Raw genomic sequence first — 16,263 nt, 5'->3', positions numbered from 1 at the left:
CTGCTGCCCACCGCTCTCTTGACGATCTGTACGCTGTCGTCAGCGTTGTAGACCGTTTCGGTCACCCGGTTACCGCCCTGGGCCGAGGTCAGGTTCCCGGTGATACGAATGAGGCGATCGAGGTTGTCGTAGGCATAGTCAGTGACGGATACCGGGGCAGCCGCCGTCGGGCAGGTGGTGGCGGCAGCGGTGACCGCCGGACCCCAGGATTTGAGCAGCTTGCCGGTGACAGTGTAGCTGTTGCAGCTGACCAGCCACTGGGTACCGATTTGTGCTGCCGTGCGGATCAGGTGACCATCATCATCATAGGCGAGAACGGTCTGTTTGCTCAGCGCGTTGGTACGGGTGGTGACGCGGCGCTGCGCATCGAATGCCTGCGCAGTGGTGTCAGTGACATCGGTACGCGGGCCGTTGACCAGGGTGAGGTTACCTACTGCATCATAGGTGAAGGTCGTGGTGAGTTTGAGCTTCAAGATACCTGAATCGACCACGACCGTCTGTGGGACGTATTTGTTGGTCTTACTGTAGGTCGTTTTGGTGGCCACTGTATCGATGGCTGTAATCATGCGGGTCTGCAAGGTCGGCAGATAAAACTTCGGATAGCCGCTGGCAGTATAGTCAGTGTAGGCAAAGGTGGTTTCTGGCTGTGCCCCCATAGTATCAGCTGGAGAAGTGATTGTCAGCGGATTACCCTGTTCGGTGTAAGTGTAAGTGGTGAACTTCCCGCGCGGATCCGTCGCGCGGGCAACCTTGTTGAAGGCCGTCTCATAGGTGAAACTGCTGGTGAGCGTGGCCAGTCCCGAACCAGGTTTGGCAACCTGCTTCACTTGGCTGACGTTGTGGGTGCAGCGTTTTTCAGTGGCTGCACAGGGCGCATCGTGGTAGACGTACTCGAGCGCATTGCCTTCAGGGAAGACTTTGCGCGTCAGGCGTCCGTGACCGTCATAAGTATTGGTGGTGATCTTGCCGAGCTTATTGATGGACCTCAGCTCCTTCCCTCGTGCATCGAAGTATGACACAAGGCCGGCACCGTTAGGATCCACCTCTTCTGAGCGCGAACCGGCAAAATAGTAGGTATAGAGCTTGCCTGCAGCGTTGGTCTGGGTCTGTACCCGGCCCAGGGTGTCGTAGACATTGGTTGCAAAGGCAGTTGACGGATTGCTCGGGTAGAAGAACTTCGTTATCCGGCCCGGCAGGTCGTACTGGAAGGTGGTGGCTTTTGCGGTAGCGTCGGTGTAGCTGGTGAGGTTGCCGTTGGTGTCATAGGCATAGCTGATGCTGCGTACACCATCTCCCACCGTACTGATGCGTGTACCACTGTAGCTGAAATTGAGTACCCGGCCCAGGCTGTTGGCAACCTGCGTGAGGTTGGCGCCGCTATAGGTGAACTTGGCCTGCACACCACTCGGATGCGTGTAAGTGACGATCTTGCCTGCGCTATCGAAGGCAAGCAGCGCACGATTCAGGATCTCATAGCGGTAAGTACCGTCGGTGTGTTTGGTGAGCCGTGCCGAATTGCCCGGAGGCGGGTTGTAGCGGCCATCAGGCAATTTGACGAATACTTCGCCGTTCAGGCCCTGGCGCACGATCACCGTGTTGTTGATGAGCTGATCGCCAAACCAGCGCTGGCCCAGTATGGCAATCACCATTTTGTCGAGTGGTTTGGCCGCCTCAGCCAGCAGATCGAGTGACACCAGTTTCTCGACCAGTGTGGGCACGGCATCGAGCGCGGAATCTTCACCCATGCTCTGGAAACCATCTGATCCGACTGTAGCGCTGGCGGCCAGGCTGTGTGTCCAGCCCTTGCCCATCGGGCTGTCTTGTGTACGTAACCCTGAACTGTAGAGTTTTTGTACTCCTAGGCTGTGCGGGAACTCACCTACACCAGTCTGGATATCTTCGTGGGCGTAGAGGAAGTTGCCTTTAGCCATGTCGATTGGGTCACCGAAGGCTTTATCGACAAATTGCCACAGGGTACCGTATGGATTAACTGAATTGTTGAGGATATTAGTACCGGTTTCCCCCGTTGCCAGTGGCTGAGATGGAAATCCACCCGCGAGCCCGCCGCCGATCATGGCGCTGATTGACCATCCGGTGCTGCCGATAACGAAATAGCCTGCACCCGACCAGCTGTTCTCGGTCAGATCACAGCGTGCCGGCAGGATCAGCCGCTGACCGGCATTGATCTGGTTCTGGAAGGTAGTCAGCCACGATGCACATGCCACCAGATTGGGCTGTACTGCAGTAGTGTAGTTCGTGGATCGGGCATCATAGATACGATTGTTATTGATCGTGGCGATATCGATGAGTTTGACGGTTGACACTGCACTCACGCCGGCGGTCTGCTGCACTGCTGTCGATTCAAAGATACTCATGTGCATGGATGCACTGTAGAAGGAGGCACGTTCATTAGCTGTGTTTTCGCTTTGGCTGACCACACTCACCAGGTTACCCGGCAGGTCAACGTAGGGAGCAGTGTTATAGCCGGCGATACCGATCTGGTGGTGAAACAGCGTGTTGGTACCGGCCAGCCGGTCGGTGATATAGTTAGCGTGATCGATTTGCGCGATCCAGGTTGCGGACAGCACCGCCAGCGATGAACCAAGCACGACTTCAGAGGCATCAGCACTACCTGCAGCCTTGGCGGTATCGAGCTGGCTACGGTAGCGCTCGATGAGCCCGCGTCCAGCTGGCCCCCAACCGTTACCGATCAGGAAGGTGCCCCCTGCCACGATCGATTGGGTGAAGCTCTGGTTGGCAGAGGTTTTGCTGTAGGCACCATGAGTAACGTCGAAAGTGACAGTACCCGCTGTTCCAGGTGTGATTGCGGTACCGGTGGCCTGGGCCGCGCCATCGAGCATCAGCACCGGTTGGTTCGAGCCATTGTAGGTAAGGGTGAGCCGCTTGCCATAGATGGCATCGGAGGTGTAGGTCTCGTCGATGCCCTGGTAGCGAATGCGCAGTGTCGGGCTGTAGTTGGCGGGGATATTGACCCATTCGGTGAGAGCAACACCCGTGTCTTGGTAGGGCAGCGTTGCCTGACGCAGTGCCGCCCCTGTATGAGGCGTAATGGTTTTGCCGCCAATCACATCATCGAGCGTACCGGCAGGCAGGTTGGTGCGCAGATAGTTGGCCAGATTGTTAGAGTAAGTCGTGAGGTTGTTGCGGATGTTGGTCCGGTTGATATTCTGGACGTAATCTGCGGTAACTGTCGCACCGCTTTTGGCTGTACTCAGATAGGAACTGTGGTTGTAGCCGCTGGCCGTGGTGAGATTGATCCCCGTTTTGTGGATATGTGACTTGAAGCTTGGATCAAAGTAGTAGTTGGTACCCCCGATATTGACTTTTACCCATACGTGGTCGAATTTCATGCTCTGCAGTGCAGCAATCGAACCCGGGCAGCTGCCTGCCGCAGTCGCCGTGACCGAAGCCACCGGAATCTGGGCAGCACCGAACAGGTTGAGCACCGCACACACTTTGCTGGTATCGATCCCCAGCCAGTCTTGTACCTGTGCGGCGGTGAGGTCAATACGCCCTTTGACGTGGTTGGCGGTAAAACCTGCCTGGCGCAGCAGTTGTACCATCAATGTGGCCTGGTCGAAGGCAGTTCCCTGGTTGTCGAGCAGTGTACCGATCGCCCCTTTCTGGAGACCCCAGGTGGGATAGTAGGTGATGTTATTACGTACATACTCGTAAATCAGATCCGGATCATTCTTGAGGGCACGCGCCAGTTCTGCGATCGAGGCAGGCCCGGTAGGAGCCGTGTCGCCTGCCACACGCATCGCCGACTGCATCGTTTCTCCGCTGGAAGTTGTCCCCTGCCTGGTTTCGTTCGGTACCCCCTGGTTCAGCCCTTTGGGTAGTGGGCGGGCATGGATGGCCTGCTCGGATTCTTCCGGCGTGACGGGTGCGAGAATAACCCGATTGACCCCGGGGCCGTATTCAGTACGCTCCCCACGATTGGCTTGTGGTTGTGCTGTATTGGTTATGCGGGCATCTGCAGCAGGTGCTTCCACTACTGCCGGCACGCCCTGGCCGAACTGGATGTTACCTGCAGCCAGTACTGCACCCGGGAGAATCCCCGCCAGGAGCATTAACAGTACACTCATTCCTGCACCCACACCTGTGCGATGCGCACTTTTGTTGCGTTTAAACATCATCAGACTCCTGAGGAGATATGCGCAACTCGGATGCTCGTTTATCTCAACGATACTTCCTCGGGACGCAGGATAATAAGGTGATCCGTTTTGCGGATCGTTTAACAACTGCTGACTGCTGTGTACTGTGAAGAAACTGATGAAACGTGCGACTGGCTGCCGCAAGGAAGATTAGGGAACGCCAGTGGTGACCTGGCTGACACGGTTACCTGCCGCATCGTAGGTATAGGTGACGACTACTCCATTATTGTAAGTAGTGGTCTTGACTCGACCCAATGCATCATAGGTGTAGCTGATAGATCCGGCGAACACCGAAACCGAAAGCCCCAGCAGAGTAATAACCGTAAGGAATCGAAATGCCACACCTGCTGCCGGTGTACGCTTGGTAGTTTGCTGCGTGCTCATTAATTACTCCAGGTAAATGAATTTCTAATTCCTAACAATCATGACAGGATGCAACTACACTCCGTACACGTTATATAAACAAACTGTATTGATGTATTTCGCATATATTATTTGCAATAATGATTCAGATTGTCAACAATCGACGACAAAAGTATCCATTTTATATGCTCAATAAAAATCATATGCCTCCCTCAACAGGTAATGGACACGGTTTGTTACCCAATCTCCTTACGACAATTCGGACCGCATGGCAGTGGTGGCTGACTGAAATGGGCTGGCTGATAAAACCAATTACCCATCAGTTCACCAATTCACAAATTCCTTTGTTATTGGTAACCGATGCAACCGAAGAACCTTGTCTCTCTGCGCAAAGCTCCGAACAGGTATCTGACTGGCCGAATGCAGCTGTGGGGCGTTCCATAATCATTCTGTTACACCCGGAGCAGGTTTTGCAGCTGTCCTTGACCCTGCCACGATCAGCACGAGCAAACTTGCGGCCTGCGGTACGGTATCAACTGGCTGTCGAAGCGCCGATTGATGAAGCAGCACTGTACTTCGATATCGGTGATATTGCAGTGGCCCGTGCCCGTGATGAGATCGTTATAGAGATTGCATTATGTAAACGGTCTCTTGTAGCCAATCTTGAGAAAATTGTCAGAAGTGTCGGAGCAACTGGTTTCCTGGTCGGTTTCTCACCGAGTGGAGAGCTGCCTCCCATGTACAAGTTCTATACTTCGTACAATATGCGACAAAGCCCAGCCGCAGCGCGACTCAACCGCTGGTTGACCGTATCAGCCATCGGCATCATGCTCGCTATCGGCCCTGTGCTCTACATGAGTGCGTCCTGGCTTGAGGCTGGCGTTCGAGTCAAGATCAACGAAGGACGAGCAGCACAGGGGAATGCCATAAATCTTGCTGAAGAGCATGCCCGGATCCGCGCAATACGAGAGTTACTGGCTCAATCACAAAAATTGCCCGGAGTTTTGCGGGTCATGGAGGATATCGCAATATATCTGCCAAATCAGGCATGGATCAGCCAGTTTCAATATGAGCATGGGCATCTCAAGCTTCTAGGTTATGCAGTGGATCCGACGGCAACAGCACGTGCACTCGAGCAATCAGAGCATCTGAGGAGTATAAAACTGGAATCAGTATCGCAACTGGAGCCAGGATCGGGTGACAAGAGTGTTCCCCAATTCGTATTGAATGCAGCTTTCGCCAATAAGGAAGCTAAGTGACGCCATTCCCTGCAATGGCACGACGAGCGCTTGCGCTGGCTGTCGGAGTGTTGTTACTGACCAGTTTATGGTCTATTGTCGTCCGGCTGCTCTACGTTCTGCCCGCAACTACCATCGAACGGCTGAATGACACACGCTTTGAGCTCCATCGCCTGCAGGCATTGGCCATTGAGCATAGCGACTTCACCCCTGATGATCTTATCCAGCTTGAACAGTCAGTTGCCGTACTGGTATTCCCCTCATCAAATGACAATGCTGTCTTTGTTGATGCCGTTAACGTACTGATCCATAATTCAGGCGTGCAGCTGCTGGAACTACGGACGGCAGATCCATTTAATGATGGGAATCTGACCCGCTTTGCGCTGGATGTACGCATAAACGCGCCCGAGGAGAAGTTGGTACACTTACTGACATTACTCGAACGCCACCGACCACTCCTGATCATTGATCGTGCCGTTGTTCTGGCTACTGCTGCGGCGTCCGACGATACTTCATCCCCCCTTTCTGTAGAACTCCGAATTTGGGCTTTTGCTGCGGAACACTGATAACTTCACTATGGCAAAGCCGATGTTCAATAGACAGACAGTCACTCTGCTTGTCCTCAATATCTGTATGCTTTCAGCATTTGTATTCATCCACTGGATATTGTTGGATCGCTCGGATGATTTATCGACGAAAAGCCAGAACGTTCCATCTGAGATCGATCCGCTGAGGATTCCAACGGAGACATTACCGAATGCGTTGGAACAGACATTATTATTTTCTTCTTCACGCACCCGTACGGTAATATCTCCCCCCGAATCCACAGGGTCTCTGGATGCCATACCTCCGCATCTGGTGGGTATCGTTGAAAAGGAGGGACACAAACGATTTGCCCTGCTTGAAGATGAGACTGCCACTTCCAGAAAGCTCGTCACGCAAGGCGAGGCATTCGAGGTATGGGTTGTGGTCTCGATCACATCTGATGCCATTTACCTGCGAAACCGCTCAAATATCAATGATGGATCCCATCCATCCTCTGATATCGAGCTCCGATTAAGGCCGTCTGTCCTACCTTCCCAAAATCTCAGTCAATGAATCGATTCCAGACATTCTTTATCGGAATAACCCTGCTGGCAGGGTTAAATGCATGTTCTACGACACAGCCACCTAAACCAGCTCCCCTGTCGACATGGAAAATCATGCCGGCAGTACCGATACAACCGAACGATGCTGTGCCATCAACCTCCAATGCCCCGGAGCACCCCACTGGTATCTCAACGGAATATTTCGAATCCGGTTGGAGGAAACCTTCATCTTCCAAGGCCGAAACGTTTGCCTTTGTAGACACCGGCGAGCGTTTCGAACTTAATTTTAACGAAGCTGATATCCGTGGCGTAATTGATGTAGTGCTTGGGGAAATGCTTAAACTTGACTATGTCGTCTCACCCGCAGTGCAGGGCCGCATTACGTTGCGGACAAGCCGTCCGGTATCGAAAGCTTCTCTACTTTCTGCCCTGGAAGCAGCGTTAGGTACTGTTTCAGCGGTAATACTGCAAGATGAGCAAACTATTAGTGTGCTGCCATGGAGTGAGGCGCCCCAAAGAGTCAGACCCGCCCAGCGTCTTGCTTCTGCAATGTCTCCCACTCCAGGCTATGCTGTAGAAATTATTCCGCTTCGGTATATCAATGCAAATGACATGCAGGCGATTCTTGACTCGTTCGTTCCGAAAGGAATAGTCCTGCAGGCAGATACACGCCATGGGCATCTAGTCGTTGCTGGCAGCAGCCAGGATCGCGGTGCCATTCTCCATACCATCGAAAGTTTCGATGTGGACTGGCTCAATGGAATGACTTTTGCGCTCTACAGACTTTCTCAGAGCAGGCCGGAAGCCATTGTTACGGAACTTAGAGAGATTTTCCAGGGCGAGATTGACCTTTTTACCACCCGTATCCACCTTGTCCCCCTTGAGCGAATGCAAGCCGTACTCGGTGTAGCTCAGAATAAATCTGATCTCGAATTACTGCGTGAGTGGATTGAGCGCCTTGACGTTTCAAAGTTAGGTGCACAACGTATCTTCGTCTATAACGTGCAAAACGGAAATGCCAAGGATCTGGTGGCACCCCTTCGACAGGTACTGACCGGCCAGATGCAGGCAACAACTGCTTCGAGCACAACAGCATCGCCCACACCAACGCTCATGCCAACACCACAGGTACCTGCGGCAGCACCTTCTCTTTCAGCCGAACCGACTCTATCCGGCCCTCAAACAAATATCGGTCGACTTGTTGCAATCGAAGAGAACAATTCGTTAATGTTCCACGGCACCGAGGATGAATTCCGTGTCATCCAGGAAGCACTCAAACAGATCGATGTGCTGCCACGTCAGGTCATGATTGAGGCATTTCTGGCTGAGGTAACTCTTAATAACAATCTACGCTATGGTGTTCAGTGGTTTTTTGATTCAGGAGAAAATACTGTCACACTAAGTGCAACCGATGTCGGCTCCGTGGCATCACAGTTCCCTGGTTTCTCCTATATTTACGCTGGCAAAGCAAATGCGCGTATTGTCTTGAATGCCCTTCAATCCAAGACGGAGGTGAAAATTCTCTCTGCCCCTAAAATTTCTGTATTGAATAACCAGAAGGCAAGTCTGCAAGTTGGTGATCAGGTTCCTATCGTAACTCAATCTTCTCAAGGGACAGCAATAGCTGGTGCACCAGTTATCAATACTATTCAAATGCGTGACACGGGCGTCATCCTGGAGGTAATACCGCGTGTTAATGATAACGGGAATGTAATTCTCGATGTCACACAGGAAGTAAGCGAAGTTGCACAAACAACTTCATCCGGTATTGACTCGCCAACCATCCAGCGACGGAAAATTCATAGTGTCATTGCAACCCGAGATGGCTTTACAGTCGCACTTGGTGGGCTAATCCGGGAAAATGGCAGTGCCGGCAACAGTGGCGTACCCTTGCTCAAGGATGTGCCGGTTATTGGCAATCTTTTCAGGAGCAATACCTCTGATATTCGTCGGACTGAGTTGGTCATCCTCCTTGTTCCTCATGTAATGCGTAACCAAATGGAGACACAATCGGTCGCTGATGCGCTGGTTGATGGCCTTGAGGCGGCTTCCCGTCTAGCTGAACGTGCCCGTATTCCTGCCCCATCGCGCGCGCAGTAGGGGCTTCGTTCTCCTGCATACGTTGTGGCTGCTCCTCGTAGCAGCCACCCTCATTGTGAGTTCGATGGCAGCTGTTTTTTATTCGGCAGAGGAGCTTACGATTTCAGAGCGACAGCTCAGAGCCGATCTTGTACATGAATCGGCCGTAGAAATGGTTATTTATGATGTCCTGGTCAAAGGAAACAGAAGTAGCTGGATAGGTGACGGTATTGTTACTCAAAATGTACAGATCAATGAGCGAATGTTCAGTGTTTCAGTTCAGCAAGCGACAGGACTCATAGATGCCATGACATCTGATCCACAGATACTGAGTCGTCTGTTGGCGTGGCTTGCCATCCCCCGGAACTCACGCGGACTTGATTTCCTGTCAGCACGTTCGACAGATACCCATCGCCTTGCAACCTACACTGATTTGCAGGCAATGCTTGGCCTCGACCACGGGACATTTGCCTGCCTTTATCCTTACATTACACTTTACTCAGGCCAGGTGGAACCTGATTGGCGGTATGCATCCAGTCATCTGATCGAACTTGTTGGATTGAGATCCAGATCTGCTGGAACGTACTCCGTCATGAATGACAATACATCGTCCCACGATGTTACTGGCGCCACGCTTCGTGTCAATGTGCTCCCCGGGAATGCTTCAGACGAGACTACAGGGCTTTCTGTCGAAGTGACGATTACCGGGCAAATTAATCCCAGTCATCTCGTAAGAAGCTGGAAACGTATCTCCAGGACATATGGTAACAAACCGTGTCCATTATCTGTTGAGAGAGGTATATGACCTGGTCAAGTAAAACCGGACGATATGGTTAAGCGACATTTTTCAAATTATCCATCTCTGCTTCATACTGATTTGGGCTTTTGCAGGGGTCTGAAGTCCAACGGAAGGAAGACGTACGCCAAGGAACCATCATTAGCGGGCAGCAGGATCAACAAAACCCTGTACCTGCTGAACTATGTGGATAATGAAGATTACCACCGCCAAATTTTGACTCAGTTGAATCGGGGCGAAGGCCGGCATGCTGTTGCAAGGGCGATCTGCCACGGCCAACGAGGCGAAATCAGGAAACGGTACCGGGAGGGTCAGTATTGGCGCTTTAGGACTGGTGAAAAATGCTATTCAAGAGATCGTGAACAGGTTCTTAAATAAATTCTCGCAAGTAGAACGTTGTAACCTGGATATGTAATTTATACGGCAATATCTGTATAAAAATTGGCTTGATAGTCTGTCATTAATAATGAAGCCTCATCCGTGTTCCGGAAATGATCCATAATCCTGGAGCGGATATTGATGCTTTTACCGATATAAAGAGGTAGCCCAGAAAAGATATACGCCATGACTGCGTGGTAAATCATCCAACAAGGGTTTTAAGTGGATCGGGTAAACATACGATACTTTGGCCGTATCTATTCGTGGCATAAGATAAACAGGCTAGAAATAGGAAACTGACATTGTGGAGTGACCATGTGCAGCCATTATGAATCAGTAAGAGATGCTAACAGACTGTTCCAATATTTTGGTGTCGAACAACCATTGGATATTCGTTTTGATGTATGGCCTGCTTATAACAGCACATTCATTATCAAGCCTGATGAAGCAGACGTCGAAGATGAAGCGGTACCGGCATGGATAGCATTATCCGGTCAATTTGGTTTGCTGCCCCATTGGGCAAAGGAAAAAACTTACGGTCGCAGGACATTCAATGCCCGTTCAGAAACCGTTGCAGAGAAACCCAGCTTCAAGGACGCCTGGCGAGCTGGTCATCGCTGTATCATTCCTGCTGAAGTCATCTACGAGCCAGACTGGCGCTCAGGTAAAGCGGTACAGACTCGAATTGCAAGAAAAGACGGGGAGCCAATGGGAATAGCTGGTTTGTGGTCTACCTGGGGGCAAGGATCACAAAAAATTGATTCATTTACTATGTTGACTATCAATGCTGATGATCATGCTCTGATGAATCAATTCCATAAATCAGGAGAAGAAAAGCGCATGGTAGTCATATTGCCAAAGGCATCTTACAAAGACTGGCTGTCAGTGCCAGTTCACGAGGCTAAAGCATTTCTGAGGCAATATCCAGCTGACAGGCTTGGGATTTCAGCGTAGTTCAATCAAATGAGGTAATTTCAGCTCTGATTAACAATTGATCATCCTGTTTTCATCTTTAATAACAATATACTAAAGGGGTTATTCACAGAATCATCCAAGATTTCAGTGGATAAGGAAACAGTCGTATCCAGGCTTCTGCAAAGGCGTTATTTCCTGAGACAATGTAATCATTCACTTCAACGGCAGTTTCCTGCCAGGCGATAACCAGCAGCCTCAGCTTCTTCTCGTGAGGAGAACATAACCTGGTTGTTCTCAGCTACCTTGCTGTAGCTTGGACAACCGGCGGGCAGATGGTAAACGTTACTTTTTCTGTTACCAATAATCTGTTTGCCAGTGTTTATCTTTATCGCCGATTGCTGAATACCTTGTAGCCCTTCACGGGAGGGTTTCTGATCAAGGACCCAGGTTTTTTCCCGGGTAACGTAAGGATTATGGTGTCCCATGAGCCTGGCAATACGATTATCACGCTCTCGCTCCCATGCAGTGACTGGATACTGATGATCCCACGCCATCAGAATACGTTGCTGGGTTCTGGACATGGATAGTCCATAGCGGTCGTACATATAGAAAGTAGTTCGCGCCACAAATCCTTTTGCAGCATCTCTTGGCTCGGTTGTCTTGTCTTTGAAATCAGTACGTGTCGTGCACTGTCCGTACTGGATAGGCAATGTCTTTGAAACCATGCCATACAGGAAGTGACTGCGATCCCCATTAACCTCTCCTATCACTGGAGTAAGATTGTGGAGATCTGCTTCCATTGTCCGGAAGACTGAATCCTTATTGGTGCAATTCTTTCTGCCCCCCTGTTGCCAGCACTGACGCTGATGGCCCATCACCCAGGCGGGAACAATATGCTCCCATTCAATACGAGAAGCCCGAGATGCATTCCTGCGCGGTGTATACCAGCATGATGCCAGATCCACCCTGCCGCCTGACTTACCTGTCCATCTCCATTTACAGCCGCAATACAACGTTCCCTGTTCAGACTGGTTGCGGTCGTAATATATTTTTTGGCGGGCCTGTACCTTTGCTTCACTGAAAGATTGAGGAGCCGCATCAACCGGAGAATGAAAAAAAGCGCCGATAACGGCAAAGCTGACGAGCAGCTTTACCATCAGATTGTTTCTCAAATGAAGTACCTCGAAAGTTAGTAATTTGTTGCTAAATCTTTTGTATGTTGTTGGGACGAACCCAAAGAAGGAAAGAAAAATATCTTCGTACATTGCAGTTGGCCCGCTACTTTCACCTGAACCTTGCCTTCATCAGTAATCGTCGCGGCGATAAACCGTTTTGGTGTCGGAAAACATGTGTTTTCCGGCATTCAAATTGTCCAACTGGCGGCTGGTGACACGACTGCTTGATTTACCCCTATTGAGAAGGTGCCAATATGCCGTTAATGAAGATGTGGATCTTGTCCATGCTGAAATTCGGGTTGCTGCTGGCATTAAAAATACCTGGATAGTTTGATGTGATCTCGCTGACCAATTCTATGATGCCGGTTTGCTGGATGAGTTGATCATTTAAATCGGTTCAGCCACTCTCGGCAAGGACAAACCGCTCATCCATCGCAAAGTGTTAAATCCAGTTTTGCACTTGGTGTCTATTCATCGAATTAAGGAGATCTTTATGTGGTCAATACAAAACGTTACCGTTGAAACTCCTGGTATTGAGGTTACCATGAGTGATGGGCTGCCAATCTTGGCTCGCCGAGGTCCTGCAGGCAGCAGTGTCAGAATGGCAGTTGGCCACCTGGGATTTCTGGATATTACCGATACGGGCCATCAGTCCGGTGGCCCCCATTACTGGCAGCTGCGCTTCAATGGGGAGATCTACTGGTACGATGGCGAGGGCGCCCCAAGCATCACTGTCCGATCCGACGGACGATTTCAGGTAACGGGCGATGGCAACCAGGTAGGAAGCCATCTTAAGTCCGTACCGGATATCTCACCACACGATGTGGATCTGATCAGGGAGATGGAAGCCCGCCGCCTCATCCCTTACCAAAGCGTTACTGGTGACCAACGGCCTTTCTCAGCAGTGGAACCGTTGGCCAAGCAGTATTTTGGATCTAGTCTCTTTGCTAGAACCTTGGCTTTAAGTATTTATGACTGGACGACGGCCGACTTCTTTCGGCTGGATATCTTCCACTTCTACCGCTACACCGCATTGCCTGGCAGCCCCGCCTCCGATGATGACATCATTAAGGCAATATCGACAACCTCCTGGGCTCCCTATACACCAGCAGACAAAGTCTTCATGCATTCGATGATGATGGATCCAATATCTGAGCCATACCAGGAAGGGATAGCTGCTCAATATCCCAACATCAAGCAGCCCCTAATCCAGTATCTGGATGCCCTGGGGCGGGTGACCACAGCCGCCATGCAGTCCATGCCCAGAACCAGTGTGCTTTCCAAGCCGGAACTTTATAGTGGCCAGGTGGATGTCTCGAACCTGGGACCAGAGGCCTTGGCCACTTATTTCCTGCAATACCCGGGTAATAATGGCCCCGAGGGAAGCCCCATGGGGATGCCAGTTGAGCAGGCCTTGGCTGGCTTCATGCAACCAGGATCAGTCATCAACCTGAAATCCGTCATGAGCTTTACAGATTCTCTGGAAGATGCCCAGCGCTACTCTAACGGCATTATCGTCAGGATCAAGCCCTTACCTGGCAGTGATGTTTGGACCCAGTGCGCCTATATCACGTCTTTATCTAATGAAGTCAATAAAATTGAATACACCTTCCCAGAAGGATCCGCCTTCAAGGTAAATGACTATGAAAAGCAGGTCACTGATAACAGAGAGTATGTGGTGATTTATCTGGAAGAGGCGATCTGAAATAGTCAGCAAATGAGGTTATTGAAGAAATCAGAACCTAAACTGAGGGGCAACAACGGTTGATATTTTCTCAGTTCGCGCGAAAAACCTTGCATCTTTTAACCAAGGAGAATTTTAGCTTTCTGAGAATAAAAAAGCAGTCAAGGACGAAGCCTGGAATCGAATGTAAAATCACGGGTAATCTCAATCGTAACTTCTTTCATCATTGGGGTCGTCTCAGAAAACGGAAAAAATCGTACGCTAAGCTGGTATTTTGTTAAATACGGTTAGCAATACATAAAAAAGCTGTAACTGTTACAGCCTTTTTATGTCCAGTGCCTTTGCTACCCTTGCTGTCAGGATTGAATTACCTGGAACGGATTGCGAGCCGAATCAATAACGCTTGTTATTTTCCTGAATCTGATCCTGACCATGCACAGGCGTTGAATGACACGCAAATCGGCGTACCAGGCCAGTTTCATAAGTGAGTGAGCCAGGTCATTCCGCAGATGCAGGCAATATCACCCAATGCAGCACGAATGAGACTGTCATCCCCACAGATCTTCTTCTGTGTAGGCTTCAAAATACAATTTTATTATATCTACATCCGTTTTAAACTGCCCTTCCACTTGTGATAGCACGCTCAATATTTATATCCTGGGTAGATTTTTGCTTGTGCAATTTCCTCTTTTTTGTTTTGGTGGGACTTACTTGCTCCTTAAATATCAGAAAGGATACTCACGCAGCTGCGTCTGTACAGTGATCCAGCGCCTATCGGTAAAAGCATCGATACCGGCCTGGCCGCCAAAGTGGCCATAGCCCGAGTTCTTCATGCCGCCGAAAGGCATCTGTGCCTCGTCGTGAACGGTGGGGCCGTTGATATGGCAAATACCTGCCTCGATGCGTGCCGCCATGCGCCAGCCGCGTGCAGCATCTCTGGTATAGATGGCTGATGCCAGGCCAAACTCATTGTCGTTGGCCATGGCAATGGCTTGCTCTTCACCACGCACGCGTACGATAGCCTTGACAGGGGCGAAAGTCTCCTCGCGAAAAATGCGCATCTCGGGTGTCACGCAATCCAGCAAGGTGGCGGGCATCAGGGTGTCCCTGGCTTTGCCGCCGCACAGAATCTTTGCGCCCTTAGTCACGGCATCGTCGATGAGTTCATTAACTCGGTGTACGGTGGTCATATCCACTACAGATCCTAGCACCACCGGTCCTTGGCGCGGGTCGCCCAGCGGTAGCGTGCTAGCGCGTGCCACCAGCTTGGTCAAGAACTCCTCAGCGACGGCTTCATCAACAATAATGCGCTCGGTAGACATGCAGATCTGTCCTGAGTTGGAAAACGCGCCAAAGGTGCAGCCAGCCACTGCTGCATCGATGTCAGCATCGTCCAGTACCAGGAAAGGTGCCTTGCCGCCCAGCTCTAGAATCGCGGGTTTAAGGTGTTTTGCACAGGTCTGGCCGATAATACGACCTACGCGAGTTGAACCAGTAAAGTTCACACGGCGGACGGCCGGATGCGCCACCATAGCCTCCACCACAATGCCAGCATCCTCCGGCGCATTGGTGACAAAGTTCACCACGCCCAGGGGTAAGCCACCTTCTTGCAGTGCTTCGATGATCAAGCCGTGCGTGGCAGGACATAGTTCCGAACTCTTGAGTACCACAGTATTGCCACACGCCAGCGGCGTGGCAATGGCCCGCGTGGCTAGAATGATGGGGGCGTTCCACGGCGCGATGCCCAGAACCACTCCAGCGGGCTGTCGCACGGCCATCGCCACATTGCCCGGTATATCCGAAGGGATCAATTCACCGTTGATCTGCGTGGTCAGCGAAGCCGCCTCCAGCAGCATATTAGCTGATAGGTCGACGTTGAAGCTGGCCCAGACGTCGGAAGCTCCTGTTTCTGTCGCCATCGCAGCAGCAAAGGCATCAGCCTTGGCGGCCAGGGCTTGGGAGGCCTTCATCAGCATCTGACGCCGTTGCGTAGGGCCCAAGGCGGCCCATGCGGGGAAAGCGGCCTGGGCCGCCTCAACGGCCCGCACGGCATCATCAGCGGTGGCCGCTGGTGCGCGTGTAGCCACGCTGCCATCCAGCGGATTTCTGCGTTCAAATGTGGTACCGTTACTGGCTTGTGCACTCTGCCCGCCAATCAGCATGGGTTGCTCAATCACGGAAGTTCCTCCTCGGTTCTCTGGAATGAAACTGCTTGCTCATTACAACGATTCCTTTGGTAACAGCAAGGCCAGCATCACTCCGCGCTAGAAGAAATCCCTATTAGAGCACAATAAGCACCGCAGTGAGGTATCGAAAATGGAAACCTTGACACTCGATTATGAGCATTCTCTGTTATGACGTGGTCAAGG

Annotated in this window: 11 protein-coding genes and 1 pseudogene; 8 read left to right on the top strand and 4 right to left on the bottom strand. The window is 51.2% G+C overall.

The window, feature by feature from the left end; genetic code table 11:
• On the bottom strand, window positions 1-4,160 hold a 4,160-nt coding region (locus ABF86_RS05490), incomplete at its 3' end, for a DUF6531 domain-containing protein (protein WP_204987569.1).
• 168 nt (window positions 4,161-4,328) lie between these two features.
• On the bottom strand, window positions 4,329-4,562 hold the full coding sequence (locus tag ABF86_RS05485; RefSeq protein ID WP_074455865.1) for an RHS repeat domain-containing protein: 234 nt from the start codon (window positions 4,560-4,562) through the stop codon (window positions 4,329-4,331).
• 269 nt (window positions 4,563-4,831) lie between these two features.
• Between ABF86_RS05485 and ABF86_RS05480 the strand changes: the two genes are divergently transcribed.
• The 7 genes and pseudogenes from ABF86_RS05480 (at window position 4,832) to ABF86_RS05445 (ending at window position 11,074) form a co-directional block, all read left to right on the top strand.
• Complete coding sequence (locus ABF86_RS05480; protein ID WP_181257470.1) at window positions 4,832-5,800, top strand: PilN domain-containing protein; 969 nt, start codon at window positions 4,832-4,834, stop codon at window positions 5,798-5,800.
• Entirely contained in the window at window positions 5,797-6,345 is a 549-nt protein-coding gene (locus tag ABF86_RS05475) for a type II secretion system protein M (protein ID WP_074455863.1), read from the top strand. The genes ABF86_RS05480 and ABF86_RS05475 overlap by 4 nt, the downstream gene beginning before the upstream one ends.
• A 67-nt stretch (window positions 6,346-6,412) precedes the next feature.
• Entirely contained in the window at window positions 6,413-6,877 is a 465-nt protein-coding gene (locus ABF86_RS05470) for a hypothetical protein (RefSeq protein ID WP_204987568.1), read from the top strand.
• A gap of 104 nt (window positions 6,878-6,981) precedes the next feature.
• A complete protein-coding gene (gspD, locus tag ABF86_RS05465) occupies window positions 6,982-8,967 on the top strand; it encodes a type II secretion system secretin GspD (RefSeq protein WP_074455861.1) in 1,986 nt (661 codons plus the stop codon).
• Between the two features lie 64 nt (window positions 8,968-9,031).
• A complete protein-coding gene (locus ABF86_RS05460; RefSeq protein WP_074455860.1) occupies window positions 9,032-9,751 on the top strand; it encodes a hypothetical protein in 720 nt (239 codons plus the stop codon).
• 144 nt (window positions 9,752-9,895) lie between these two features.
• Window positions 9,896-10,091 (top strand): annotated as a pseudogene (locus ABF86_RS05455) (Tn3 family transposase); the annotation flags it as partial.
• Window positions 10,092-10,435: 344 nt separating this feature from the next.
• A complete protein-coding gene (locus ABF86_RS05445; protein ID WP_074455859.1) occupies window positions 10,436-11,074 on the top strand; it encodes an SOS response-associated peptidase in 639 nt (212 codons plus the stop codon).
• Window positions 11,075-11,253: 179 nt separating this feature from the next.
• Here ABF86_RS05445 and ABF86_RS05440 read toward each other — a convergent pair whose 3' ends face one another.
• A complete protein-coding gene (locus ABF86_RS05440) occupies window positions 11,254-12,192 on the bottom strand; it encodes an endonuclease (protein WP_074455858.1) in 939 nt (312 codons plus the stop codon).
• A gap of 511 nt (window positions 12,193-12,703) precedes the next feature.
• Between ABF86_RS05440 and ABF86_RS05435 the strand changes: the two genes are divergently transcribed.
• Window positions 12,704-13,915: a hypothetical protein gene (locus tag ABF86_RS05435; protein ID WP_074455857.1), complete on the top strand. Its 1,212-nt coding sequence runs from the start codon at window positions 12,704-12,706 to the stop codon at window positions 13,913-13,915.
• A gap of 704 nt (window positions 13,916-14,619) precedes the next feature.
• Here the strand turns inward: ABF86_RS05435 and ABF86_RS05430 are convergent.
• Window positions 14,620-16,071, bottom strand: coding sequence for an aldehyde dehydrogenase (locus ABF86_RS05430; RefSeq protein ID WP_074455856.1), 1,452 nt, complete (start codon window positions 16,069-16,071; stop codon window positions 14,620-14,622).
• Window positions 16,072-16,263: the final 192 nt, after the last annotated feature.

The sequence above is a fragment of the Nitrosomonas sp. GH22 genome, assembly GCF_009833115.1.
Taxonomy (GTDB): Bacteria; Pseudomonadota; Gammaproteobacteria; order Burkholderiales; family Nitrosomonadaceae; genus Nitrosomonas; species Nitrosomonas eutropha.
This window is presented reverse-complemented; position numbering and strand designations above follow the sequence as displayed.

Excerpts from the sequence above, each read along its gene's own strand:
- ABF86_RS05485 (WP_074455865.1), bottom strand. The coding sequence starts at position 4,562 with ATGAGCACGCAGCAAACTACCAAGCGTACACCGGCAGCAGGTGTGGCA.
- ABF86_RS05480 (WP_181257470.1), top strand. The coding sequence starts at position 4,832 with ATGGGCTGGCTGATAAAACCAATTACCCATCAGTTCACCAATTCACAA.
- ABF86_RS05470 (WP_204987568.1), top strand. The coding sequence starts at position 6,413 with ATGCTTTCAGCATTTGTATTCATCCACTGGATATTGTTGGATCGCTCG.
- gspD (WP_074455861.1), top strand. The coding sequence starts at position 6,982 with ATGCCGGCAGTACCGATACAACCGAACGATGCTGTGCCATCAACCTCC.
- ABF86_RS05460 (WP_074455860.1), top strand. The coding sequence starts at position 9,032 with ATGGCAGCTGTTTTTTATTCGGCAGAGGAGCTTACGATTTCAGAGCGA.
- ABF86_RS05445 (WP_074455859.1), top strand. The coding sequence starts at position 10,436 with ATGTGCAGCCATTATGAATCAGTAAGAGATGCTAACAGACTGTTCCAA.
- ABF86_RS05440 (WP_074455858.1), bottom strand. The coding sequence starts at position 12,192 with ATGGTAAAGCTGCTCGTCAGCTTTGCCGTTATCGGCGCTTTTTTTCAT.
- ABF86_RS05435 (WP_074455857.1), top strand. The coding sequence starts at position 12,704 with ATGTGGTCAATACAAAACGTTACCGTTGAAACTCCTGGTATTGAGGTT.